The sequence below is a fragment of the Dyadobacter soli genome (genome assembly GCF_900101885.1).
Classification (GTDB): domain Bacteria; phylum Bacteroidota; class Bacteroidia; order Cytophagales; family Spirosomataceae; genus Dyadobacter; species Dyadobacter soli.
Window position 1 is genome coordinate 72,026 of the sequence record NZ_FNAN01000001.1, and the last position, 26,095, is coordinate 98,120.

Consider the following 26,095-nt stretch of genomic DNA (forward strand, 5'->3'; position numbering starts at 1 on the left):
TCTTATTGTTTAATTTTTAAAGCCATGAAAAAAACAAATTACCTGAAAACGGCGTGTCTCGCTGCTGCATTTGCAGGCATTTTCGTAACCGGTTGGGAAAGCTACCTGCGTCAATGCGGATTTACACTGTCCTACAACGACGACGAAAGCCTCTGGGCCCACACCCGGAAGAACATTTACGAAGCCACGCCAGCCGGGCCGGTGATCGTGGGTACGTCACGATCCAAGTTCGATATCGACCTCGGCACCTGGAAAAGCATTACCGGCAAGGAGCCCGTGCAGCTGGCGATCGTAGGAACCACGCCGCGGCCCGTGCTGCAAGACCTTGCCAATGATCCCGATTTCAAAGGTACGGTGATCGTGGATGTGATGGAAATGCTTTTCTTTCAACCGGATGGTTCTTTCACCGAAACATCTGCCAGGAAAAGGCTGCAATACTACCCGAAATATTCGCTTTCGCAGCACGCAAGCTTTCATATCAACCGGAAACTGGAAGATCATCTGCTGTTTCTGGATGAGGAACGGTTCTCGGTGAATGCGCTGATCAAACGGTTGCCGATCGCGAGCCGACCGGGCGTATTCGTATTCCCGGTGTTCCCGATGGACTTGGAATATGTATCGCCCAACCGCCAGACTGCATTTACCCAAAACTTTTTGCGCGATACCGCCGCGCAGCATGAGGTGGAAGGCGTGTGGATGAAAATGGGCCTCGCGAGTACCAAACGCGGCGTCGGCGGCGATACGCTCACCAACATTATTCGTTCGGTAGCGCAGTCGGTCGACAAGATTCGTGCGCGGGGAGGGAAGGTCGTCTTTGTGCGGTTCCCGTCGAGCGATCCCGTGTGGGCGGCAGAGCAGCAGGCATACCCCCGCGCATTGTATTGGGAAAGGTTATTAAAGGAAACCGGCGTCACCGGCATCCATTTCGCCGATTACCCCGAGCTTTCCCGCTACGAATGCCCCGAATGGTCGCATCTCTCGCCTGCCGATGCCAAAACCTTTACCAGGGATCTCACCCGGATCATTGGCGACAAAACCAAATGGTCGCTGCAAAATGCTGTATCTCAAAACATTCCATAATAATCGTCATCATTAGCCATGGTTTTTAATTCATATACCTTCATATTGTTTTTTGTACTCCTGCTTGGGCTGCACAACCTGCCATTCTCCTGGAAAACAAAGAAGATCAATTTGCTCGGCGCCAGTTACCTTTTCTACGCGCTCTGGAACCCGCCATTTATACTGCTGCTCTGGCTGTCGACGGTCGTCGATTTTTATATGGCCAAACTGATCTCCGTCACCGAAAACCAGCGCAGGCGACAGCTCTGGCTGGCTGTGAGCCTCGTGCTGAACCTGGGAATGCTGAGTTATTTCAAATACGGCGGCTTCCTGCTCGAAAACTTTACAATGCTGATGAACTCGCTGGGCATTGCATTCCAGGCGGCGAAACCGGACATTATCCTGCCGGTCGGTATCTCGTTTTACACGTTCGTCACGCTTTCCTACACAATCGACGTATATCGGCGGAAGTTCAAACCCGAATCTTCTTTCCTCGATTTCGCATTGTTCGTGACCTACTTCCCGCATTTGGTAGCAGGCCCGATCGTCAGGCCCGAGGACCTGATCCCGCAATTCAAACAGCCTGTTAAGGCTACATCGGAGCAATTTACGTGGGGATTATTCCTGCTCACATTAGGCCTGTTCCTCAAAGTGGTAATTGCCGATGGCTGGCTTGCGGAGACTTCCGACTTTATTTTCAGCCTGCCGTTTCCGGTGAATCCGCTGGATGCCTGGTCGGCCGTGCTGGCATTTTCCGGGCAAATCTTCTGTGACTTCAGTGGCTATTCTACATGTGCCATCGGTGTTTCGCTCTGTCTCGGTTTCCAACTGCCCGAAAACTTTCGCTATCCCTACGCATCCGTCGGCTTCTCCGATTTTTGGCGCCGCTGGCACCTGACGCTCTCCACGTGGCTGCGCGATTACCTCTACATTCCGCTGGGAGGCAACCTGGCAGGGCGCTATCGCACGTATCTCAACCTGATGATCACGATGCTGCTGGGCGGATTGTGGCACGGCGCGTCCTGGAATTTCGTTATCTGGGGAGGCCTGCATGGCCTGTTTCTATGTATCGAACGGCTGCTCCGGCGCAAACCGCGTCAAACACAGCCTGCCGGGCAGCACGAAATGGTGTTACAGGCGACGGTAATCCCCGTTCGCAGCAGTAGGTTATCGACATTGCTGCGTGTGTTGCTGACGTTCTTCCTCGTCAATGTAACCTGGGTATTTTTCCGCTCGCCTGATTTCAATACCGCGCTGAAAATGCTGTTATGTATGTTCGGGGTGATCATGCAGGGGCCGAAAATGCTCAGTACGCCGGATATGCTCAAAGTGGCGATCGTGACCATCTGCTTACTGGTAACACATTGGAATATGCGTGAGCGATCGGTGAAAGGGTTATTTCAATCGCTGCCCTGGTGGTTTTCCGGAACGATGTGGGCCGTAATGCTGATCCTGATCGTACTCACTCAGAAAAGCACCGGCTCGTTCATTTATTTCCAGTTTTGATTTGAGCTGAATAAAAAACTACCGGATAGCGGACTGAATCCACGTCCGCTATCCGGTCAGTTGATCATTTTATCATTCACCTTCACATTGCTGAGCGTGAAGTCTTTGACCACGGATTTGTCGTACGCCGCGTTTTTTGCGGTAATGTCCAGGTTCTCAAAGCTGAACTTCGAAAGCTTGTCGTACTCGCCCGGGCTGACGTCGAAAAACACCTCGCATTTGAGTTTGATGTTTTTCAGGCTGATATGGTCGGAGTAGGAGAGCGGCACGTCCTTTCTGCCTTTCAGGTCGAAGAATTGCTTCCACGGTTTTACGTAAATGAGGCTGTACGCATTGCCGTCCACATTTTCGACGCTGATGAATTCGTATTTCTGGGGCGTGTCAGGGCGCATTTTCAGCCAGAGCACACGCATGGCATTCTCGATGTGGCAGTTGCGCATGACTACATTTTTGTTGTGAATGGCCTCGCTCCCGGATGTGAGCGCTGCGTGACAAAACCCGAAGGTGTTGTCTTCGATGATAATGTTTGTGTTTGCGCCATTGCCCGGATCTTTGTCGGCATAAGGGCCTTTTCCGCCTTTCAATGCAATGGCGTCGTCGTTCACGGCCAGGTAGCAGCCCTTCACGAGCACATTATTGCACACATCCAGGTCAATCGCGTCGGTACTCGGCGCCTTAATGGGCTCATGCGGTGCGGTAATCCTGACGTTCAGGATTTTAATATTATTGCATTGGTAGTAATGGCTCGTCCAGAAGCCTGAATTTTGTAACGTCACATCCCGGACCTGCACATCATCGCTTTTCCAGATAAATACGAGCCGCGGGCGTGAGACTTCGAGGTTGGTACAGTTCGGGTTTTCCTTGCGCCGCTGCCAGAATGCCTTCCAATAGTTCAACCCATTGCCATCGATTTTCCCTTTACCCGAAATCGTGAAACCATTTACACCATACGCATTCACCAACGCCGGAAAGTAATCGAGGTTCTGCCCCTCCATGCGCGAAGGCATCATGGGGTAATCGGCGATCTTGTCGGAGCCTTTCAGTACCCCGCCATCGGCCACGTACAAATGTGTTTTGGGCTTAAAAAACAATGCGCCGCTCAGGAAAGTACCTTTGGGGATCACTATCACACCACCGCCCTTCGCCCCGGCCTCGTCGATCACCCGTTGGATTTGGGCGGTCTGCACCACATTGCTATCGGCCGAAACGCCATGCTGCGTGACGACAAACTGCTTACCAAGGCTTTTCAGGTCGATTTTAGATGTGTCTGAAAACCAGTCCGGTATCTTCGTGCCGTCAGGAAATGTAGTTGATCTGCCCGATTGTGCAAATGCAACCGACGCAAGGAAATATAGTTGAAATAAAAGAAAGCAAGACTTTTTCATAACCCCTTGAAGACGAGTCTTGCGTTCTTTTACTCTTAATCCAATGTGGCAATCGCTATCGAAATTTCGCAGCCATCAAGCCATCGCTCCATTCAAGCCGATCGTCTGGCCGCTGATCCATTTCGCGTCGTCGCTGGCGAGGAAGGCGACGGTTTTGGCGATGTCTTCGGGTTCGCCGAGGCGGTTGAAGGCGTTCAGGGAAGCCAGGCGGTCGATTACTTCCTGGGGCTTGCCTTTGGTGAAAAGTTCGGTGTTGGTAGGGCCGGGCAGTACCGCATTCACATTAATGCCGCGTGCGCCGACTTCTTTGGCAAAAACGCGTGTCAGTTGCTCTACGGCGCCTTTTGTGGCTACGTAAGTGGCGTAGGTAGGCATCATCACGCGGGTGGTTGTGGACGAGAAGTTGATAATGCTGCCGCCGTCGGCCAGGCGTGTCGCTGCTTCGCGGAGTGTGTTGAATGTGCCGCGGACGTTCACTTCAAACTGCCGTGTGAAATCTTCGTCGGTGGTGTCTTTGAGCAATTTGGTGATCATAATGCCCGCATTGTTGATCAGCACGTCGATTTGGCCGAAATGGGCGATGGCCGCATCGAACATCGCCTTTACCTGCGCGGGATTGCTGACGTCGGCCTGCAATGCAATGGCTTCGCCGCCAGCCGATTTGATCGCCCCTACCGTCTGCTGGGCTGCTTCCAGTCCGCCGGTGTAATTTACAATGATTTTGGCTCCTGCTTTGGCCAGGTGAATGGCTACTGCTGCACCTATTCCCCTTGACGCGCCGGTCACGAGGGCTACTTTGTTTTCGAGTGAGTTCATGGTCGTTTTTGTTTAGTGTTAAAGAACATTACAAAGATGGCAGGTCGGCCGCGCCCCGGGCGTACAAGGATTAAAGCAAGAGTTGCAAATTTCTCAGATACGCTTTAAAACTGAAAAAGCCGCCGGTGATCCGACAGCTTTTCCCAGTCTTTAGGACGCGCAACAGGCCCTTGTTTTCAAACGGGTATTATTTAAACCCGAAAATCAAAGGGAAAACGAAGATTACCACCGCGCTCCAAATGCTGTACAAGGGGAGGAACAGGCCGAGTGACGCGCCCACCGTAGAGAGTTCCGCCTTTTTGCTTAGCACCGCAAAGAGTCTCAGTCCCACATAAAACAAATGGGCGAGCATCAGCACATTGGCGCCCAGTACTGCGGCGCGGTTCGGGGTAAGGCCCCATTCGGAAATCCGGAACAGAACCGCCGACAATGCAATGCTGTTGACCAGCAATGTGGCCGCCGATAGCAGGAACAACAATATTATTTGTGCACGATTGCCGCCCGAATGGTCGGTTTCAGCTACCGAAAAGAATATCAGGGCCATTACGCCAACGAGTAGCCCATTGAAAACAAGCAGGAATTCGCGGTCGTGGTACGGACTTTTACCCGCGACGAGCGTAGCCGCCAGGTACACCACGAGCATTACCAATGCCACCGGGCTGAACAATTTCGCGATCATCGGCGATACTTTGCTCACGAGCGTGGGTTGTACGCGGGTAATGAACGTCGCGACCATGGGTACACACGCCAGCCCGCATACGACGACATATTTGAAATAAAACCGCTGGATATCCCAGCCGATCAGATTGAAAAGATTAATGGTAAGGGCCGTGGTGAGTCCGCCAGCCAGCACCAGTAAGCCCGACATCACCACCAGTTCGCCGGTATACCGCAGGAATTCCAGCCAGTTGGCGCCATTCCGCCACTTACCGCCATTGTAAGCCGCACCCAGCAGCGACCACAGCCAGAGCGGCAAATGCAGGCAGGAAAGGATCAGCGTATCGCTGTTTTCGTTTTGGGGAAGCCAGTTGATAAATACGATAGCTCCGATCAGCAGCAAGATCGCCAGGCCACGCGTTTGCCACGAAACCGCGTTTTTCCAGGCAAAATAAGCCATAAGTACCGGCGCGACGATGAACCCGATGTTGCGCGGATAGAAGAAATCCTCGCTGATCGGGAAGATCTCGGGCAGCTTGGCAATGAGCGCCGCGAACAGCGAGGCCGCGATGACAAACGAACGTTCGGCGGGGGTACCCCAGGCCGAAGCGCCGTCGGAAAGGCCCTGACTGAAATTGAGCCGCTGGTACCAGCCTTCCGCGAGCGGGTTCGTCTGCAACTCGGGGTACAATGCATTGAAAGCTGCTTTAAAGCCAGGCTTGTTGCCCCGGTACAACCGTTCCAGTTGCAGGGCATTGTTTTGGTTCGACAGGATTTCTTCGCGCATAAGACATTGATTGAGAATGAAATTTAGCTTTTTTCTGTGGTGAGGCAAGTGTTTTCTTTGTTATTAAAAAGTACTTTGTATTTCAAAGTTAAAAATGAATTGAAAATCCGCAATGCGATTGCTGCAAATTTTTTTGCTGCCCCTTCTTTTGGCCGTTTACTAATTCTGCTAACCGGTTAATGGATAGTACTTTATTCTCGCTTTCCATCGTTTTTATTTTGTGCTGAAACTCAAATCGATACAACAATGGAATGGACGATAAGCATGTGGGCGGGAATTGCCCAGCTCGGGATCGCGGTAGCGATTGCCGCAATAGGTATCCGGATCGTGCTCGAACTGCGGAAAGCCGAAATGACCGACCAACCCTTGAAATAGGGAAGGCCCCATCGAAACTGACATGAACTGAGGACATTGTCCCTTATCGAAGCACTGAATAGGAAGTAAGGTCTGCAAGCCAATCGGTTTGCAGACCTTATTTTTTAAGCACGAATGTAACCGCAAAGTGAAAAGTTGTGGCAGTGGAGGGTAGTATTTACCTTATATCTACTTATCTCGACATTTACCACCCTAACGTCAAGATTATGAAAACATTAACGCTCATTAAAGTCGTATCGCTTTCATCTGTTCTGATGATGGCGATGGCCTTCTCCTGTCAGGACCACCAAGTACCTGAGCCCGTAAGCAACTGCGATCGCGTCGATGGTACGCCCAGGGCGTTTCCGTGCGAATTTGAGATTACCAAACTGGAATTTTTGCGGAAGAATACCAGCCAGGTGGTAAAAACAGTGCTACCAGGCAGCCCGGATGTTCAGTTGTCGTCGCGGGACGCCCTTCGGTTTAATTACGGGTCGAGCCGCGAGTACGCGATCGCGGATTTCCGGGTGCGCGTTCATGTGAAGCGAATTGCCGCCGCTTCGTTCCTGCCAGTGGGAGGCTATGAAATCACGTATTACCAGCTGTCGGATCCCGTTCCTCCGTTTCCAGCTGCTTATGATGACATTTTTGATCCGTCCCTATGGAGCGCGCCTCCGTCGTCGCCGAGCAACCCGATCACTAATCTGGACATGCTTGTGGGAGAGACACGTACTGTCGAAACTGAACTTAATATGGTGTTCGATTTCATGGGAGGGCCACAGGTATTTGGTGAAATTGTGATAGGCATTGTGAATAATAGCACCACCCATACCTTGGTCGCCGCTCCGTATAAGTACGACCGCCTGCGGGACGTGCACGAAGCGAGAATACCGTTTAAACCGTCGGTATATGGAGAGATGTAACTACTCAAACGCCAAACCGATTTGCCATTCCACACAATAGCCGATATATTTCAGGACATTTTTCCTGAACGTCATGAACCAATTATCTTCTCTGAACCGCAGGGATTTCCTGCTTGCAGCTACCGCCGGCCTCGCATTGCCTTTTGTACAACCGCTTAATGCGATGGCGAAAGCGAAACCGCTATTCTCTTTTTCCACCCTTGCGTGCCCGAAATGGGACTGGGCGACGATCGTGAAGTATGCTTCCGAAAATGGTTACCAGGGCATCGAGATTCGTGGGGTGCTGGATTGTATGGATCTGTCGAAATGCAGTGATTTCAGCAGCCCGCAAAGCATTGCGCAGGCGCGCAAGATGGCGGAAGATAAAAAGTTGATGATCGTAGACCTCGGCTCGTCGGCTGCATTGCATATGGCTGATCCGGCGGAACGTCAGAAAAATCTCGACGAGGCGAAAAGGTTTATCGATCTCGCAAAACAACTCAATTGCCCTTTCGTACGCGTTTTTCCAAATGATTTGCCCAAAAATCAGGAAGTGGATAAGACCGTGGAGCTGATTAGCAGCGGCTTGCTGGAACTGGGCGACTATGCCCGGAACTCGTCGGTGACCGTCCTGCTGGAATCTCACGGGGGCGTGACGGGCAAGGATATTCTCGCGAGGGTGATGAGCAAGGCCGAGCACGGCCACGTGGGGCTGATATGGGACATCTTCAATATGTGGTCGGTGACGAAAGAGCCGCCGACGGAAGTTTACGCCACGCTCAAAAAATACATTCGCCACACGCACATCAAGGACGGCCTTTTGAAAGACGGTAAAATTCAGTATGTACAGGTCGGCAAAGGCGAAGGACCTTTGAAAGAGGCGATCGACGTGCTTGTGAAAAACAATTACAAAGGCTTTTACAGCTTTGAATGGGAGAAAAAATGGCACCCCGAAATCGAGGAGCCGGAAGTAGTGATACCTGCGTATCCAAAGCTGATGCAGCAATACTTTTAATCGTATTTCATCTCTACGGCCTTGAATTCGCTTTTCTGGTTCGGCGTGCCGGTGATGTTGATACCGACTCTCGGTGCCCTGTCCCAGCGCGGCAGCCAGGATGCTTCTATTTGCACGGAACTCGTCAGTGAGTCGATTTTCTGGCCTTTTACAGCCCAGCTGAATGTGTAGAAGCGTCCGTAACGGCTTTGCAGTTCGAGGCGGATGTTCTTGTATTTGTCGGGAAATTCCTGGGTTTGAAGTATTTCAAATTTCCCATCCTTCACCTGCCACAGCTCGATGCGGTTTTGGCCTGCGCCGTAGCCGATCGCATTCTGGGCGTCGCCGTAAAGCAGGATGTTTTGAAATGCATCGTCTTTGCTCACGAATTCGGTGGCAAATGTGTAGCTGCCATTTTTAATGGTTTGGCCTAAGAAATTACCTGTCCTGGCTGCATTCTCGCATTCAATCTCCAAAGCGGATGCCCTTACGCCGTACTTCGGCTTCGGCAGGCTGGCGTCGAATGCCCACGGAAGCGACAGCGTATCGCGTTCGTAGTTGGCCAAAAAATTGAGATTATGCTGCGGCACGCTTCCCGCTCCGGCAGGCGATTCGGCTTGAAGCGGTGTCGTTTTGCCGTACCTGAATGCAGGCCAAAGCGTCGTTTCGTCCCAAATCAGCTCGCTAAGCACGCCCTGGCGACCGGCAAATGTGAAATCGGTGCCGTTGTACGCGTGGTGGAGGTAAAAATAGCGTTTATCGGGCGTTACTACCACCGTACCATGGCCGGGGCATTTCCAGGCATTATCCCCGAAAAGTACCGGGTTACCGGCATATTTGGCCCACGGCCCCTGCAACTTCTCTGCTCTTGCAAGGCCTACCTGATAATCGCAGCGGTCGCCACAGCAGGCATTGCCGGAGTAGAGCATGTACCAGTATTTTCCCCGCTTAAAAATAGCCTGGCCCTCGGCCCCGCCGGATTCCCAGCCGCTTGGATCTGCCTTGATGAGACTGAATTCCTTTCCTGTCACTTTCAGACCGTCCGCGGAAAGCTCGGCGCCGAGCAGCTCGATGCTCCGGTCTTTATCGAGCCCGTATGCTTTCCAGGTGATAAACAGCTTTCCTTTATCATCCACCACATAGGCGTCGATGGCCTCTTTGGTCCATTCGATAATCACGCCGTGGTCTTTGAAACCTTTGGTAATGTCTTTCGTACTCGCCACGCCGATCATCGACTGCTTGTCCGATTTGCGCCGGGCGGTATAGTAAACGTAGAATGTGCCATTACGGTAAAAAAGCTCCGGTGCCCAGTAGCTTCCCATCGTCCATTTGGGCAGTTCCGCAAAAACCGGTCCGACATATTCCCAGTTCACGAGGTCTTTGGAACTGTAAATAGGGTAGGCCGGCCCCCATTCCGACGACGTCCCGGCCGCATAATATGTATCGCCCACGCGTATCACCGACGGATCGGCGAAATCGCCGGCAATGACCGGGTTGCGGTAGGTAATAACGCGGGCAGGTGCGGGCTTTTGCGCGAATGTGTGAATAGAGCAAAGCAGCGTAAGCAGGAGCAGGCCGGGCAGGAATTTCATTATCGGGTGTATTGATGGAATTGCGAATAAAGGCATTTATTTTCGGATAAGAAACCGTGCATTGCGGCAAAAGAGTAGCGGATTACCCGCCCGCACAGTTGAAATGATGCGAAATAATTGAAATATTGCAGTCCGTACCCAAACTGAACAATGTACTATTTCAAGACCTTCCTGGAAGTTGCCGGCGTACTCATCGTGATGATGTCGCTTATCCCGCTCGTCCGCAGCGATTACTGGACTTTCCGGGTTTTCGAGTACCCCAGGTTACAAAAACTGGTGCTCAGCGTAGTCATCGCCGGCGTTTACATGAGCCTGTTTTTATCGACGGACTTACAAACGCTGGTGCTGTCCGGGGCATTCGTTTTGAACACCATTTACCTGTGTTACCTGGTATACCCGTTCACCCGCATTGCCAGTAAGGTAATCCAGTCAGCGAAGACGCATTTGCCGGAAAACAGGCTGTCAATTTTGTCTTCCAATGTTTTTCAGGACAATAGAAACACCGCAGGCTGCGTGAGCCTGATCCGGAAATACGATCCCGACCTCGTGCTGCTCCTGGAAACCGATAATTTTTGGCATCAGAATATGCTGAGCCTCCGCGAAAGCTATCCTTATGAGGTGCCGGTACCGCTGGAAAACACGTACGGAATGCTGCTCTATTCCAAATTGGAGCTTTCGGAAATACAGGTCCGCTACCTGGTGGATGAAGAGATACCGTCCATTAAGGCCCTGGTTACATTGCCTTCCGGCCAGCAGGTGCAGCTCTTTTGCGTGCATCCTACGCCACCCGTACCCGGCGAAAACCTGCACTCGACCGAGCGCGACAAGGAACTTTTGCTGGTAGCCAAAGAGGTGAAAGCGAGTAGTTTGCCATGCATTGTGGTGGGTGATCTGAACGACGTCGCCTGGTCGTACACTACTGACCTTTTTACCAAAATCAGCGGTCTGCTCGATCCGCGCATCGGCAGAGGTTTCTACAACACATTCCACGCGAAAATGCCGTTGCTCCGCTTCCCGCTCGACCACGTATTTTGCTCGACGGACTTCAAACTCGTGGAGCTCGCCCGGCTGGAAAACTTCTCATCCGACCATTTTCCTATCCTGCTTTCATTACAATACGAGCCCGCGGCAAGCATGGAGCAGGAAGAACCCGAGGCTGAGCCGGAGGATATTGAACTGGCCAATGAGAAAATTTCCAAAGAGGCCCCCTGACCCCCCGGAAAACACCTGTTTTTACATTCACGTGTTTACACGCTTACACCGCAGCCTTGGTTTGCGGAATTTTGACATGTCAATCAGGACGGGTGCTGAAAAATATGCCTGATTGGCTTGCGTCTGACTCATCAAACTAAAAGCCAGGGCAACCAAATGGTTCGGGGAACTCAAAGCGGGTTCTTCGGATCGTGGCCCGCGGCAGGAAGCCCGCGGCGCGTAGCCCGGGGCACGAAGCCCGGAGTAACTTCAAAACTTTATTAACCTAACCGATAAATCGAATTAATTCTAATTTTTAACGAATTAGTTACACGACTACCTTGCCCTTGGGTATATTGCTTTCCATTGTGCGGATGCGGGTTGCGCTGTACAATCGGAAAGCAATTGCCCTTTTAAACCATTAAATCTCAGCGATCATGCCTAAGTTTATCAGTGACGAAGTTTTTGCAAAATGGACTGCCCAGTGGCAGGCACTCGAACATAGCCGCGAACCTTTCGGCTTTTTCAATCTGGGGACTAAACTTCTTTTAGGCGATTTTTTCAACGGCGACGACTTCGAAACGCTTGTATCGACGCCGGGCATTGCCGTGATAAAAGTCCGGTTCGGTTTTGATGAGGATAAATTCAGACTTGTACTTTTTGGCGTCGACAATGCCGGGCAGATCATCACGCCTTACTATGCGCATACGCCGGGCGATTTCAGGGAAAAAGGAGACGGCCCCGGCGGAAATGTACCCGATGTACTGGCTAAACAATGGATCAAATATTGGGAAGAAATAGGCCACGCGGGCGGGATTGCCAGTCCGCTGTTCCGGACGCAGTACGGATTCCTGAACGGCTACAATTATCCTTTGAAAGAGTTGCTTGCGGCGCTTTTCAGGTTCGAGAAAATGCCGAAGATCTACATCCGCTTTGTGCTGCACCGTTATTTCCCGGCGGCTAACGAGGATGTTCAGAAGGAACTATCTGGCTCCTATGCCTTTGGGCTGCTTTTCCAGGCGATTTCCAGCCGCGAGGGCGATAGCGGCGCGCTGATCGTGCCCGACCAGGAAAGTGGTTATTACGATCTTAGCGCTCCCTGCCCGAGGACTTGCTAGTGGCCAGGTGTAGTCAGGAGTAGCCATGTTTTGTCAGATTTAGCTAGGTGAGGAGTAGTTATGTTTTATCAGGAGTTGCTTAGAAGTCAGGAACCGTCAGTACTGACAACACCTGACCACACCTGACAATAACGTTACCACTACGCATTACCGACCAGGCGTCGCCGCCAGCAGTTTCACCGGCCCCAGCAGGCCGCTGGGCAGCAAGGGGGAATCCGGTTTGTAGAATGGCATTGTCGTGAAAGTAATCTTTTTCGTAACGCCGGGTTGAGCGTCGCCGATCAGGCGGTTCACCCAGGTGTTGGTAACCTTCACCTGAATGGTATTGGCGCCTTGTTTTAATGCCTCCGTTACGTCGATTCGGAATGGCTCCTTCCAGGTAATGCCCATATTTTTGCCGTTTACAATCACCTCCGCCAGGTTTTTAACATCACCCAAATCCAGCCAGTACCGCGCATTTTTGTCGATAGCAGGTGCATTCAAAGTGTTTTCATAAGTAGCAGTCCCTGAGAAATATTTGATGCCTGCATCTGCATGCTCCGAAAGTGAGGCCAATGCATTCATTTGCGCCTGCGCGGGAGCACCCATACCTGCCTGAAAGCGCACCGTCCACGCGCCAGTTACGCCCGCGACTTCCGATTCGGTGATGGCTGGTGCGGTGTAGACATTGGTAGTCGCTTTTCCGCTAAAAACGATAAAGTATGCCTGCCACGAATCGAATTTCAACGGTATCGTCGTGCGTCCGTCGGCGATCTGGTAGGAGACTTTGCTTGTTTTGCCGGTTTCGGGATTCCAGAGGAGCGGAATTTTGCCCGTAACGCGGAAACTGATCTGCGCCTCGTTGGCGTCGTTGGAGCGGTTATCGAGCCAGTAAATGTCGCTGTCGGCGGTTTTGCGATGAATGTACAGGATTTTCGCTTTCTCGCCGGTAATCGTCACGTCTTTCGGGGTAATGCTGTTTAAAACCGTTTCGAGCGGCTGCGTGGAGACGTTCGCATTGTTCCAGATCTGATTAACTAATGCCGCAAATGCGGTAGCGTCATCGCTGAGGCTGGGGGAGCGCTCCGGTTTCACGCCTGCTACCTTCATGCCCGCGGCTACCAGCTCGCCGATTTTTTGCAGCACCGGTAAAGTCATATTCCGGGCCGTTGAATCGAGCACGAGCAACCGGTACTGCTGTCCCGAAGGTGTCACGATCGTTCCTTTTTCGATTTTAAGCATATTTTTGATTATACTCGAATTGGCAAAATCGAAGGCATAACCGACTGGAATTGAGGGGAGTTTCTGTGTGGATATCTGCGTGATATTGGAATTTTCACCATAATAATAAAGGACATCTACCACCGGCTTGCCTTGTTGCAGCATAAAGCAGCTTCTGCCTAAATAATCCATCCATGCTTTCCCCTGGTCCGCCCAAGTCTCCTGCCGGGTGAAATACTGTCCGAACGGGCCGAGCGAGAACCCCGGCTTTTTGTCGTCGAGCGGCTGGTGCACCGAAGTATGGATCACGAAACGGTTCAAACCGGAAGCCATTTCGAGATCGGCGGTGCGTTTCAGTTTTTCGGGGTACCAGGTAAATGCATTGCCGACCGACGTCATCGATTCCGCTGCGACGAGATTTTGCCCGTAAATATGCGCCACCGACGCCGATTCGCGGATATCCGCCTCGCTGCGGACCTCTTCGTCCGCGCCGCCCGCGAGGCTACCGGGCGTCCACATGGCTGCCATGGGAACGTCCGCCTTGCGCTTCACGTCCATGCCGTCGGCCAGGTAAATACGCCCTCCCTCATGCGATTCGGTGTAGCGTTTCATGCCGCGCGCCTTCAACGCATCGCCGATTACTTCATAATGGTTTTCGACGATGAGCTCGCCGATCGTCTTGCGGAAATCCCACAGAAAACGGTCGCTTTCCGCCGCACTTTTTACGACCACGCCCGTGAGCGCGGGAATCCAGGGCGTAATGTCGTAGCCGCGCCGCTTTCTAAATTCCGCGGGCATTGCTTTCGTCCAGGTCATGTGGCCGGCCTCGTAGCTGTCGAGCACCATATATTGCAGCCCTTTGGCACCCATTTGGCCGCCGGTAGCATCTTTGTACATGTCGAGGTAGGTGTTAATGTACCTGGTCACTGCCTCTTTATCTAGCTTGTCTACTTCCAGGCCCGTTGCTTCCGGCGAGGCCGGGTGGTTTTTGCGGCCGGTAAGCGAGTACCCAAGGCGCAGCACGACCCAGTTTCCGGCTGGCGGCGTCCAGCTCAGGCTAGCGTCGGCGGTCATTTTGGAAGTCAGGTCGACTACGTCGGTGAGCGGCACCGCATCCGCATTCGGCTGGATGTAGGAAGCGGTATTTTCCCTCCACGGACTGAAACCGGCCTTCTCTTCAAACTGGTCGATCCGATCAGTATTATGGAATATAATTTCGGCTACCTCGACGCCCTCCGGCTTGGCGGGCTGCGCATTACCTCCTCCAAACATCGACGCAAACGGATTGGCCGGCGCCGGTAATGTCTTGAATGCAACGCGATAGAATCTGGCGGTTACCGGGGCGAATGCCAATGTGTTTTGCGGAACAGTACTGCCTTTGATCGGCGCTACGTCGCGGAAGATCACACCGTCGTCGCTTACCTTCAATGTCCGGTTGTTTGGTGCGCCGTTGAACTCTGCCAACGCCCCGCCCGAGCTCGCGCCCACGATCGTCAATGACTTGAATGTCTGTGGAGTATCGAATTCATATTGGATCCACATATCCTGGCCTACCTCCATGGGCGGCAGCAAATTTGTTTTACCCAAATCGCCATCCGTCAGTTCCGCCACGGAGAATGCGCCTCCGCTGGACGTTACTTTCGGGTTCAGGGAGGTCATCAGTTTGTCGGAAGCAGGCAAGCGATAGGCTATTACGGCCGCGTCGGCATAGTAATCAGGTACCTCGCCGGTAGGGCCGGTGAGGCCGCCCTCCGCAGGCAGCGGCACATTCTGAAACTTGCCCGCTACCGGTTTGGGCTGCGGCAATTTGCCCGTGAAAGCCTGTCCGCCCGCCACGCGGGTTTCCGTCCAGACGTACTTTTTCATTGCGTCGGCTGCGGGTACCCACGGTCCACCCGTTACGCTCCATCCTGGAGAGCCCGCGATGGCCATTTCGAGACCCAGTTTTTCGGCAAGGTCGGTGGTGTGTTTGAATGCATCCTTCCATTCCGGTGTCATAAACACCAGCTTTTTCGGTGTCACATTGGGTGTTAAAAGGCTCGCATCGAAGTTCTGAAAACCACCTATGCCTACACGCTTCATCCATTCCAGGTCTTTGGTAATGCCTTCTTTGGTGATATTGCCATTCATCCAATGCCACCACACGCGCGGTTTGGCTGCATCGGGCGGGGTTTGGAAACCTTGTTGAAGAGCTGGGGTTTGTCCGAATGTGAGCGCGGGAAGCGCCCACGCGAGAAGCGCGAGTTTTTTCATAGTAACAAGCTGATTTACCGCCAAAAAACTGATCTGTACCGATGGTGAAGCGGCTCCCCCGTGCTTTCTACTCATACGATTTAAACGAGATATTTTTAGATAATCCCCATTTCGGCGGTCTCACTCAACATTCCTTTTTGTCCGGAAATGTTTTATCTTTGAACTTAACTTATAAGTGAATCGTATTTATTTTGAGTTGTATTCCCGGTCGCAGAAAGTTACCATCTACTCGATCAGGTATGATGGGAGTCTCAAATCCGAAACGGACAAATTTGTAAACTACTATGAAGCGAATGGCTTTGCCCAAGACGTCGAAATGATCAGAAGCTGGCTTTGGTTCATTCGGGAACGTGGAGCGCAAATGCGGTATTTCCGCCCGGAAAATAATGTGAGCGCTGGACCACTTAGATTTTCGAAACTGAGGATATATTGTATCAGGTGTAGCGAAAACATTGTCATTCTTGATGGCGGGGGAGAGAAGAAAGGGCAGAAGACGCAGGACGGTGCCGAAACTTGGAAGGCCATGAAGTTAATGATGGATATTGATAAGAAATTAATAGAAAAAATCCGGTTGGGTGACATTCGTTATACTCCGGACTTAATGCAATTGCAAGGTGAACTGTTTGTAGATATTTGATTATGAACGAGCTAGAAAAGATAGCGCCCGATCCTGCCATTCACAGATTCATTGGCACCAGTTTCGATCTCTCAGACCGCATTCATGAAATCCTCGAATCAAAAGGCTTAACTCAGAAGGATCTGGCTGAGATGATTGGCAAAAAGGAATCGCAGGTGAGTAAATGGATGACGGGGACGCACAATTTCACGATCAGGACACTCGCACTAATCGAAGTGAAGCTCGGTGTATCGATTTTTCAAGTCACTAGCGGCCCCTTCGAACCGGTGAAAAACGACTTGGAAGAGCCCGCTGATATACTGGAATAGACCGCGCAGGTTTATTTGTAAGCATAAAAAAATCGGAACGCCCCAAATGGAGCGTCCCGATCGATAGTGTTATAATATCCGTATTCCTTTCGAAATCTTAGAATGAGTAGCGCAGTGTTACGCCGTAAGTGCGCTGGTCGCCCACGATACCGGCGTACTGGCCGTAGCTGCCCGGTGCTGCGAGGAGCAGTTCGTAGTAGTCCTTGTTGAACACGTTTCTCGCCCAAACGAAGAACGAAATGCCGTTCGAACCACGGAAACCAAGGCGACCGTTGGTCAATGAGTAACCTGAAATGTTCAGGTATTTCGATGGCGACGGGTTCGAAGAGAATTCCGAGCGTGCAAACACGTCTACACCGAGGAAGTAGTTGCCTTTCAGACCGAGGAATGTACCTTTTACAGTCCCTTCACCACCCACAGAACCCGACCATTTCGAGATACCCGGCAGACGGCCGCCTGAAATGTCTTTGAAAGCCTGCTCGCCGCCTACTTCTTCCAATGGAACCGGCGCGTTTTTGAATGTCACATATTTACCATCGGTATAAGTGACCGCCGCATTGAACGACAGGTGGCTGAACCGGATGTTTCCGTCCAATTCCACGCCTTGTACGCGCACCTTTTCCGCATTCGCCAGGTAGCCGCGGTTTACGCCGGGCTCAGGAGTTTGTACCTGCGTCTGGAAATCTTTGATATCCGACCGGAAGATGGTAAGGTTCAATATCGAGTTGGCGGTAGGTTTTGTTTTGAAACCCAGTTCTTTATGCTCTACGTGCTCAGGTTTTACATTAGCAAGGTCGAGGAGTACGGCGCCATTGGCAGTCGGCAAACCACCCACGTTCACACCGATAGGCTTGTAACCGATTGAGTAAGTTGCGAATGCATTCAGGCGGCTGCTGGCTTTGTATTGCAGCGACAACTGTCCTGAGAAATTCCCCTGATCGTAGTTGGTATTGAATGCCTGGTCGGAATAAACGAGGCGTTTCAGCGCGACTAATGCCGGGTCGGTCGTTTGCAGACCGCCGTAAGTCTCTCTTTTATAGTCTACAACCTTCTTGTCGTAGTTGTAACGCACACCCGGCAAAATGTGGAATTTGTCGGTAACAGCCCAGTCGGCATTTGCGAAAACGGCCAAGCTGGTGCTTTTGATACGGTTAGTGGTGCGGATACCGAAGTTATCGAACAACCCTGGTGTTTTCCAAAGCTCACTGGTGGTGCTTTGCGCGAAACGCCATTGTGCCGAACCTGCTTCTTCTGTTTGTACAGGATCCGATTTCAGATCTTGCCAGAGACCGAACAAACCTACGACACCGCTGATTTTATTTGATATTTTTCCGGAATAACGAATCTCTTGTGACCATTGATCATGTACCGAATTACCTGATGAGATGGTGAATACCGGCAAACCAATGTAATCGCGGTCGTTGAGCGGTACCCATTTCCAGAAGCGCCATGCCGAAGTAGAGGTAAGCGTTCCGTTTCCGATTTTAATATCTGCATTGGCGGAAACACCGCCCAGTCTGTTGTCCGCTTTCGAAGGCGTATCCAGATCCAGTTTACGCTCGAATGCGCTGGAATAGGGAAGTTTGTATCCCAAATCCGCGATGATCGCGTCGAATTGGCGGTATGCTGCACGCTTCGTAGGCACTACGCCGGCTACCGGCCAGCCGTATCCGTTCGGTTTTTGGTCCGAAACGTCACCGATTACGGTAATGTTGACTTTGCTGCTCGGTTGGTAAAGGATCTGTCCGCGTACACCGATGTTGTTGATGTCGTTGATCGGTTGCTGCGTGTGCTCGTTGAAAAACAAGCCGTTACGCTGTGTTCCTGTGAATGAAACGCGTGCTGCCAATTTTTTACTGATCGGGCCGGTGAATGAACCTTTTGCCTGAATGTAACCGAAGTTTCCGTAGCTCAGCTCGAAGCTGCCGCCCGGATCGAATTGCGCAGCGCGGGTAGTGATGTTGAATGCACCGGAAGTAGTGTTTTTTCCGAAAAGCGTCCCCTGAGGTCCACGCAATACTTCAATGCGCTCAATATCAATGAAATCCAATGCGGTAGCAGCCGGACGTGCATAATATACACCGTCCACATAGAAGCCCACACCCGGGTCGATACCGTCGTTGGTCAAGCCGTAAGTAGAGCCAAGTCCGCGAATGTTCAAAGTCGTGTTACGCGCATTGGACACGTAGAGCTGCACGGTTGGAACGAGTTCCTTCAAACGGTTCACATTGAACGCGCCCGCATCTTCGGCCGCCGATCCGCGGATCACGGAGATGGGAATGGGCACTTCCTGCGCATTTTCCTGGCGGCGGCGTGAAGAAATGATCACGTCTTCGAGGTTGTCAGCGGAAGCATCCAGCTTGATAGTTACCCCGCTGCCTTCGATCACGGTTTCTTTTTTGATATAACCTAAGAATGACACAACGAGTGTAAATGGAAGTTTCTGACCCGTTACCAGCTGAAACTCACCATTTGCATCCGTTGCGGCTCCGTTGGTCGTTCCCTTAATCGTCACCGTAGCACCGATGAGCGGGGAGTCGTTGGCGGCGTCGAGAACCTTTCCCGTAACCGTGGCATTCACGATCGGCGGGTTCTGAGCCTGGGCGACAAATGAGATGAGTAGAATTGCTGTGCTGAATAGGGTCGTTATAAATGTCTTCATAAATGAGGAATTGCTTTACTGTTTTCGATGGTGTTTTGAGTGGTGGTTACTGCGAAACAGCCTGTCCTAGTGCTGCTTACCGAGCTTCGGACAACAACAGTAAGGTATAATCGGTGGCTTCATATGGTAGGGATTGTAAATTCTACGGCAAAGCTATGGATATTATTTACTATATAGAAATAGTAGAGTAATATTTTTTTAATATACCAAGCAAAAAAGGCCGGAGAGAAATCCCCGGCCTTTGTGTAATGTGCTGTAAATCATTATTTAAGATCCTCGATCGACGCGCCGAAATTAATGTGCAATACATTGCCGTTTGGCGTCAGTAAAGCCGGTACCGACTTCACGCCAGCCTTTTCGGCATCGGCAACTTTGTCTTTTTCATCGCCGAGGTGTACTACTTCTATCTGGTCTGCCGGGATGAGGTTCAGAATATCCTGTTCTGCGCTGAGACATACCGGGCAGCCCGCATGAAAGAAAATGGCCTTTTTCATTGTTTTCGATTTAAAATGGTTCAGTGCGAAATCGCAATACGAAGGTAGATCGCTGGTGGACTGTTGCTCTGGTGCAGTTTTGATAAAAGCTGCTAGGCCAGATAAGTTCGGTATGAAATCTATTTTATCGGTGCGCTAAGACGGCGGGTGTATCGAATGCGCTGCCGGAATATTTTTCCAATCTGCGGAACATAGCGTAAGTGACTGATACCATGACAAATGCTATGATTGCGTCGACCGTTGCAGCAAAGCCGATCACCGCCAGTTTGGATACGAATGCGAAAATGATGTCGAAGAAAATTCCTGCGAATACCCATTCCTTCAACCGGCGCAACTTGTTGGGAGTGAGCAGCACGGCCACGCCCGAAAGTTTGAAAACGCCCAGCAGGAAGATGAAATGCGCCGGATAGCCGAGTTGTACGGTAATATCCCACACGACGGGGTTTTTGGTGAGTTCGAAAAAGCCGCTTGCGCCGAACCAAAGAGAAGTTAATGCTGTGCCTATCCAGTAGATTGTGGTTGTTGTTTTCTGTGTCATGATCTTGTTGTTTTTGAGTGATTGATGACACAAAACTGCCCTGAAACCGCCGATTCTACATTTGCATTCATGCCGAGCTGGACACATCCGCAGCTGGAATGGACGCTACGATCGGTGACATTGCCAAAGCACCAGCGGTTTTTGGAATGGTTTTTAAGCTAAAAACCTAAACTAAATAGCTGCGACCACGTGCAAAGCCGGTTTCAGCGAATGCAGACTCATGATCAAAGAAGGCAACCCGATTATCCAAACCCATTACACCGCCGATCCTACGGTACTCGTGCATAACCAAACGGTTTATCTCTACACAGGCCACGACGATCCGCCCGAGGGCGTGGACGATTACCATATGCAAGATTGGCTTTGTTTTTCTTCAAACGACCTTGTGCACTGGACTGAACATCCGTCTCCCTTAAAAGCCACGGATTTTCAATGGGCGAGTGGCGACGCCTATGCTTCGAAAGTGGTTGAATATCAAGGTCGATTCTACTGGTTCGTGTCCGTAACGCACGCCGGCGGGCCTTACAAGGCAATAGGGCTGGCGGTTTCCGACAATCCGACCGGGCCTTTCAAAGATGCCAGGGGCTCTGCGCTCGTTACGCACGATATGCTCCCGGCGACCGATAATGACAAGGCCAATCTCGACCCGACCGTCCTGATCGACGAGGATGGACGTGCGTACCTGTTTTGGGGAAATGGGCAATGCTATTTCGCCGAACTTAATAGCGATCTCACCGGACTTGCCAGCCCGATTACGGTGGTCGACCTTCCGGGATTTGCGGAAGGTGCGCATATTCACAAGCGGAACGGCATTTATTACTTATCCTACGGTTATGGCTACCCCGAAAAGGTTGCCTATGCCATGAGCCGCAACATTCAAGGCCCGTGGGAATTCAAAGGTATATTGAATGAAATTGCCGGAAACTGTGCCACCAACAGGCCTGCGATCATTGAATTCAAAGGTTTGGATTATTTTTTCTACCACAATGGCGCGTTGCCGGGAGGCGGCAGCCATCGGCGGTCAGTGTGCGTCGATCGGCTGTTTTATGACGACAATGGTGCGATCCGCAGGGTGATCATGACAACGGAGGGCGTTCAATGCGAATAGGCATTGAATTGTTGTTGCATGCCTCACGGCATTTCGGGTGGATGTAATGTTCCTTTCTACCAATATTACATCGCTAACGCGATTTGTGTATTTACCCGACATTAGTGCTCGTCATCCCGTCGCATTAAGTGCGGTAGGCATGTAACAACGAATCCTGGCATTGGCCTCTAATATCCCGTCGCGCCAAGTGCCGCTAGGCAGGTAACCTTGGTAGGAAAAAATACACCCGTGAATTTCCAAATGCCATAGGCATGTAACAACGAATTCTGGCATTGGCCTCTAATGTCCGCCGCGCCAAATGCCGTTAGGCACGTAACCTTCGTAGCAAAAAATGCACCCACGAATTTCCAAATGCCGTAGGCATGTAACAACGAATCCTGGCATTGGCCTCTAATATCCCGTCGCGCCAAGTGCCGCTAGGCACGTAACCTTGGTAGCAAAAAATGCACCCACGAATTTCCAAATGCCGTAGGCATGTAACAACGAATTCCGGCATTGGCCTCTAATGTCCGGTCGCGCCCAGTGCCGTTAGGCACGTAACCTTGGTAGCAAAAAATGCACCCGTTAGTTTCCAAATGCCGTAGGCATGTAACAACAAATTCCAGCATTGGCCTCTAATCTCCGCCCCGCCAAGTGCCGCTAGGCACGTAACCTAGGTAGCAAAAAATTGCACCCGATAATTTCCAAATGCCGTAGGCATAAAACAACAGACATCACAGACAGCGGCACTATCAGTTGTAATTTTATTTTCAATATAGTATATAGGATATATAGAATAAATATATTTTTGCGCCTACATCTCTTGTTACACCTTTTTCCAAAATCATGAAGACCTCTGCATTCTTCGCCCTGGCACTGATGACCTTCTCCGGTGTTGTGGCGCAAAAGAAATCTGCTCCGAAAGGCCCTGATGTGCGCCCTAACATCATTTTGATCATGGTCGACGACCTGGGCTACTCCGACATCGGTGCGTATGGTTCCGAAATTAAAACCCCGAATATCGATCAGCTGGCTGGCGAGGGCATTCGCTTTCGTGAGTTTTATAACAATTCGATTTGCGCTCCCACACGCGCGTCGCTCATCACGGGCCAGTACCCGCACAAGGCAGGGGTGGGGTATTTCAATGTGAATCTCGGCCTGCCCGCTTATCAAGGATATCTCAATAAGGAATCGCTCACTTTCGGGGAGGTCTTGCGGAATGCAGGTTACAGCACGCTGCTGAGCGGCAAATGGCACGTCGGCAACGATAGCATTGCATGGCCTAATCAGCGCGGTTTCGATCGTTTTTATGGGTTTATCAATGGCGCTAGCAACTACTACGATATTGGAAAGTACGGCAAAGGCCCGGCCGTGGAGCTGGTTGAAAATAACAAACGCATTAATCTACCTCCCGACAAATACTTGACCGACGAAATCACCGACCACGCGCTCGGCTTCCTAGACGAGCAAAGCAAAACCGCGAAACCGTTCTTCCTGTACCTCGCTTACAATGCGCCGCACTGGCCGCTGCAAGCCCCGGAATCGGATATTGCCAAATACAAAGGCCGGTACAGCATCGGCTGGGATTCGCTGCGTAGCGAACGCATCCAGCGACAAAAAGAATTGGGTATCGCCGACCCGAAACAGGCCGTTGCCGTTCGCGATAAAGATGTAACACTTTGGAATAATGTACCTTTCGATGAAAAACTGCTTTGGGAGCGAAAAATGGAAATATATGCGGCGATGGTCGACCGGGTGGACCAGAACATCGGCAAGCTCCGCGATAAACTGAAAGCACTCCAAAAGGACGATAACACATTGATCGTCTTCATTTCCGACAATGGCGCGCAGGGCGGTTATGCACACGCGTCCCCGCGCAGGCCGCAACGCAACACGGGTCCGGCAGGCACGGCGGGCTCTTATGTGTATCAGGATCAACCCTGGGCGTACGTTTCGAACACCCCACATTCGGCCTACAAAAACAATATGCACGAGGGCGGCATCAGTGCGCCATTCATAGCCTGGTTTCCGAAACAGATCAAAGGTGGGCAAATCGTAAAAGGTACGGGCCACCTCATCGACCTCGCGCCGACCTTCTACGATCTGGCAAAGGCGGGTTATCCGGCTACTGAAAAGGGTATTAACATCAACCCGCTCCCTGGAAAAAGCCTCGTGCCGGTACTTACGGGCAAATCCCCCGAAGTTGACCGGAGCGGCGAGCCGATTTTCTGGGAACGTGCTGGTAACAGGGCCGTGCGGAAAGGTAAATGGAAGATCGTGTCGACGTATCCGGCATACAAATGGGAGCTCTACGACCTGGAAACCGACCGCGGCGAAACCACCGATGTGGCGTCGGCGAACCCGAATGTGGTAGACCAGCTGGCCGCGGATTACTTCCGCTGGGCCGAAAAGACTGGAGTTGTGGATTATGAGAAAATCAAGCCACAAAACCCGATCGGAGGGCCGGAAGCGCGGCCTGTCAGAAGGCCACCTACTTTTTAAGAACCGATAGTGCAAATCTCCTGACGCTTGTACAAATTTCTTGATTTGTACATTCTATTTGCAGGCTGCTCGTACAAATCTCCCGATTTGTACATACTATTCGCAGGCCTCCGGCCGGTCTTTACGGCAAAATGTTGCGGTATAGACCGGCCAGAGGCCTGCGAATAGTCAGCACGAAGGTGGACCTTCGCGCTATTTCTGCTATTTCTCACCTTCGTGCCATTTCGGCGCGTAGCCGAAATGCTTCTTGAATGCATACCCGAAATGTGAAAGGTTCTCAAACCCCGCTTCGAGGTACACTTCAGAAGGTCGCCGCTTCTTTTCCCGGATGAGGTAATGCGCCAGGTCGAGGCGTTTTTCAGTAAGCCATTTTTGCGGCGTGGTCTGGAAGGTTTTCTTAAAATCACGTTTGAATGTGGTCAGGCTGCGGCCGGTAAGGTAGCCGAACTTGGACATTGGCAGGTTGTACATATAATGCTGCTCCATGAAATCCGCCAGATTGATCTTACCCGGCTCGCCGAAATCGGCAAGTAAATGGTCGATTTCCGGTTCCAGGGTTCGCAAAATGGTAATGGCTTCCTCGATTTTAATGGTCGCCAGCGCTTCCGGCAATGGGTCGCGGAGGTCGAAATAGGGAGCGAGCGACGCCAGGCAGCTTTGCAGTAGTGGATGTTTGTCGAATGTCCTGAACGCGGGTTTCGGAACGGGTTTCACATCCACCTTATTTTTGGCATAATAAGCTTCCAGGCGATGCGAAGTCAAATGCATTACGGCCGATCGATGGGGGAGACCGTCCTTGGGATAATTAATAACGGTCACCAGTTCATGCCTTGGAAAGAAAAGTGTGTCTCCCGCGCCGAACAGGTGGGCCTGACCACGCTGTATAATTTTCGTTTCCCCGGAAATAAGCCAGACCAGCAGATGCTCCTCGAAAAGCACATCGCTTTTATGAAAATGCTCGGTAAAGCCGGAGATTTTCAGATCGGGATGAATGTAATGCGACTCGTATGCCACTGGTTATCAATTTGCTTCGAAAGTAATGCCTGTCATTTGCTCGCTCAATGTCCAAAGCCTCCGGGCATTGTCCGGGTCGATGGAGTAGGGTTTCACGCCCCGCAGCGTGAGCGGCTCATCATAGCGGTGCCCGATGTTGCCGTTATCGATTTCCGCGACTTCTGCATTTTCGCAGTATAACCCGCCTAATCCTCCCAGTTGCGGGCTGGTTGCACACCAAACAGTGGTTGCAGCACCTTGTGGAATGCTTTTCAGCTTCCGCGCCACTTCCGGGAAAATGTTTCCATGGGCATCATGTGTGCCCATTTGCTGAAAAAGTGCCATCGGTGCGACGCGGCCCAGGTCAGTACCATTCACAGAGCCCGGGTGCAGCGAGAATGCACGCACGCCGAATGCTTTTCCGCGCCGGTCGAGCTCCACGGCGAAGAGGTTGTTGGCCGTTTTCGATTGCCCGTAACCCGCCAGCGTCTCATATTCCCTGTGCTCGGAGTTGGGGTCTTCAAAATCAAATGGCGCGATATGGTGACCAAATGACGAAACGCTCACTATCCTTGCGTTACCGGCTTGTTTCAAAGCTGGCCAAAGCCTTGCTGTCAGCTGAAAATGCCCCAGGTGATTAGTCGAAAGCTGCGATTCGTAGCCGCGCGCGTCGCGTTGGAGCGGTACCCACATAATGCCTGCATTGTTTACCAATATATCCAGCGAACGGCCGCTTTCCAAGAATTTCCGGGCAAAATTGTCTATCGAAGCCGGGTCCATGAGATCGAGGGACTCGACGGTCGTGTTGGAAATGCCCGTGACGTTGCGTGCGGCTTTGGCCAGATCGCGGGCCGGTACAATCACTTGCGCACCTGCCTCCGCGAATGTCTTCACGGTTTCCAGCCCAATGCCCGCATAGCCGCCTGTCACGATAATGGTTTTGCCGGTAAGATCAATGCCTCTGATCACATCTGCTGCGGTAGAAAACGCATCGAAACCTGACGCAATCGGCTGTTGGTAAGCGTTTGATTGAACGGAAGTTATTGTTGAATGTTCCATA

21 protein-coding genes are annotated in these 26,095 nt (G+C 51.6%); 11 read left to right on the plus strand and 10 right to left on the minus strand.

The window, feature by feature from the left end; all coding sequences use genetic code 11:
* Positions 1–24 precede the first annotated feature (24 nt).
* Positions 25–1,080 (plus strand): hypothetical protein, encoded by a 1,056-nt coding sequence (locus BLQ88_RS00300; protein ID WP_090145603.1) that lies wholly within the window; start codon positions 25–27, stop codon positions 1,078–1,080.
* Between the two features lie 18 nt (positions 1,081–1,098).
* The gene (locus BLQ88_RS00305; protein ID WP_090145605.1) at positions 1,099–2,565 is read left to right on the plus strand and encodes an MBOAT family O-acyltransferase; all 1,467 of its coding nucleotides are present in this window, start codon (positions 1,099–1,101) and stop codon (positions 2,563–2,565) included.
* Between the two features lie 56 nt (positions 2,566–2,621).
* Here the strand turns inward: BLQ88_RS00305 and BLQ88_RS00310 are convergent, their stop codons facing one another.
* The 3 genes from BLQ88_RS00310 to BLQ88_RS00320 form a co-directional block, all read right to left on the minus strand.
* Positions 2,622–3,950 carry a rhamnogalacturonidase gene (locus tag BLQ88_RS00310; RefSeq protein WP_090145606.1) on the minus strand — a complete coding sequence of 443 codons (1,329 nt, stop codon included), beginning with the start codon at positions 3,948–3,950 and terminating at the stop codon, positions 2,622–2,624.
* 75 nt (positions 3,951–4,025) lie between these two features.
* The gene (locus BLQ88_RS00315) at positions 4,026–4,766 is read right to left on the minus strand and encodes an SDR family oxidoreductase (RefSeq protein WP_090145608.1); all 741 of its coding nucleotides are present in this window, start codon (positions 4,764–4,766) and stop codon (positions 4,026–4,028) included.
* A 187-nt stretch (positions 4,767–4,953) separates the two neighbouring features.
* Positions 4,954–6,210 (minus strand): hypothetical protein, encoded by a 1,257-nt coding sequence (locus BLQ88_RS00320; protein ID WP_090145609.1) that lies wholly within the window; start codon positions 6,208–6,210, stop codon positions 4,954–4,956.
* A gap of 246 nt (positions 6,211–6,456) precedes the next feature.
* On the opposite strand from BLQ88_RS00320, the gene BLQ88_RS37330 reads away from it, so the two are divergent.
* From BLQ88_RS37330 to BLQ88_RS00330, 3 genes are all read left to right on the plus strand, one after another.
* On the plus strand, positions 6,457–6,585 hold the full coding sequence (locus tag BLQ88_RS37330) for a hypothetical protein (protein ID WP_262485689.1): 129 nt from the start codon (positions 6,457–6,459) through the stop codon (positions 6,583–6,585).
* A gap of 137 nt (positions 6,586–6,722) precedes the next feature.
* Positions 6,723–7,487, plus strand: coding sequence for a hypothetical protein (locus tag BLQ88_RS00325; protein ID WP_218132870.1), 765 nt, complete (start codon positions 6,723–6,725; stop codon positions 7,485–7,487).
* A gap of 73 nt (positions 7,488–7,560) precedes the next feature.
* On the plus strand, positions 7,561–8,481 hold the full coding sequence (locus BLQ88_RS00330) for a sugar phosphate isomerase/epimerase family protein (RefSeq protein ID WP_090145613.1): 921 nt from the start codon (positions 7,561–7,563) through the stop codon (positions 8,479–8,481).
* On the opposite strand, the gene BLQ88_RS00335 is transcribed toward BLQ88_RS00330, so the two are convergent.
* Positions 8,478–10,052, minus strand: a complete 1,575-nt coding sequence (locus BLQ88_RS00335) for a glycoside hydrolase family 43 protein (RefSeq protein WP_090145614.1) — start codon at positions 10,050–10,052, stop codon at positions 8,478–8,480. The two genes, BLQ88_RS00330 and BLQ88_RS00335, sit on opposite strands and share 4 nt — an antisense overlap.
* A gap of 150 nt (positions 10,053–10,202) precedes the next feature.
* Here BLQ88_RS00335 and BLQ88_RS00340 point away from each other — a divergent pair, with 150 nt between their 5' ends.
* Both BLQ88_RS00340 and BLQ88_RS00345 read left to right on the plus strand, forming a co-directional pair.
* A complete protein-coding gene (locus tag BLQ88_RS00340) occupies positions 10,203–11,264 on the plus strand; it encodes an endonuclease/exonuclease/phosphatase family protein (RefSeq protein ID WP_090145616.1) in 1,062 nt (353 codons plus the stop codon).
* Between the two features lie 416 nt (positions 11,265–11,680).
* Positions 11,681–12,361 (plus strand): hypothetical protein, encoded by a 681-nt coding sequence (locus BLQ88_RS00345; protein WP_090145617.1) that lies wholly within the window; start codon positions 11,681–11,683, stop codon positions 12,359–12,361.
* Positions 12,362–12,508: 147 nt separating this feature from the next.
* On the opposite strand, the gene BLQ88_RS00350 is transcribed toward BLQ88_RS00345, so the two are convergent.
* A complete protein-coding gene (locus tag BLQ88_RS00350) occupies positions 12,509–15,814 on the minus strand; it encodes a glycosyl hydrolase (protein ID WP_090145619.1) in 3,306 nt (1,101 codons plus the stop codon).
* A 175-nt stretch (positions 15,815–15,989) separates the two neighbouring features.
* Here BLQ88_RS00350 and BLQ88_RS00355 point away from each other — a divergent pair, with 175 nt between their 5' ends.
* Both BLQ88_RS00355 and BLQ88_RS00360 read left to right on the plus strand, forming a co-directional pair.
* A complete protein-coding gene (locus tag BLQ88_RS00355; RefSeq protein ID WP_143016764.1) occupies positions 15,990–16,451 on the plus strand; it encodes a hypothetical protein in 462 nt (153 codons plus the stop codon).
* Positions 16,452–16,453: 2 nt separating this feature from the next.
* Positions 16,454–16,759 (plus strand): helix-turn-helix domain-containing protein, encoded by a 306-nt coding sequence (locus BLQ88_RS00360; RefSeq protein WP_090145622.1) that lies wholly within the window; start codon positions 16,454–16,456, stop codon positions 16,757–16,759.
* Between the two features lie 97 nt (positions 16,760–16,856).
* Here the strand turns inward: BLQ88_RS00360 and BLQ88_RS00365 are convergent, their stop codons facing one another.
* The 3 genes from BLQ88_RS00365 to BLQ88_RS00375 form a co-directional block, all read right to left on the minus strand.
* Complete coding sequence (locus tag BLQ88_RS00365) at positions 16,857–19,421, minus strand: TonB-dependent receptor (RefSeq protein ID WP_090145624.1); 2,565 nt, start codon at positions 19,419–19,421, stop codon at positions 16,857–16,859.
* A 263-nt stretch (positions 19,422–19,684) separates the two neighbouring features.
* Entirely contained in the window at positions 19,685–19,915 is a 231-nt protein-coding gene (locus BLQ88_RS00370; RefSeq protein WP_090145625.1) for a thioredoxin family protein, read from the minus strand.
* Positions 19,916–20,039: 124 nt separating this feature from the next.
* Positions 20,040–20,453 carry a DoxX family protein gene (locus BLQ88_RS00375; RefSeq protein ID WP_090145627.1) on the minus strand — a complete coding sequence of 138 codons (414 nt, stop codon included), beginning with the start codon at positions 20,451–20,453 and terminating at the stop codon, positions 20,040–20,042.
* A 220-nt stretch (positions 20,454–20,673) separates the two neighbouring features.
* Between BLQ88_RS00375 and BLQ88_RS00380 the strand changes: the two genes are divergently transcribed.
* A complete protein-coding gene (locus BLQ88_RS00380) occupies positions 20,674–21,561 on the plus strand; it encodes a glycoside hydrolase family 43 protein (RefSeq protein ID WP_090145629.1) in 888 nt (295 codons plus the stop codon).
* An 825-nt stretch (positions 21,562–22,386) separates the two neighbouring features.
* A complete protein-coding gene (locus BLQ88_RS00385; RefSeq protein WP_090145631.1) occupies positions 22,387–24,042 on the plus strand; it encodes an arylsulfatase in 1,656 nt (551 codons plus the stop codon).
* Between the two features lie 201 nt (positions 24,043–24,243).
* Here BLQ88_RS00385 and BLQ88_RS00390 read toward each other — a convergent pair whose 3' ends face one another.
* Both BLQ88_RS00390 and BLQ88_RS00395 read right to left on the minus strand, forming a co-directional pair.
* Positions 24,244–25,056 (minus strand): helix-turn-helix domain-containing protein, encoded by an 813-nt coding sequence (locus tag BLQ88_RS00390; RefSeq protein WP_090145633.1) that lies wholly within the window; start codon positions 25,054–25,056, stop codon positions 24,244–24,246.
* Positions 25,057–25,062: 6 nt separating this feature from the next.
* Positions 25,063–26,094 carry an SDR family NAD(P)-dependent oxidoreductase gene (locus tag BLQ88_RS00395; protein ID WP_090145635.1) on the minus strand — a complete coding sequence of 344 codons (1,032 nt, stop codon included), beginning with the start codon at positions 26,092–26,094 and terminating at the stop codon, positions 25,063–25,065.
* Position 26,095: the final 1 nt, after the last annotated feature.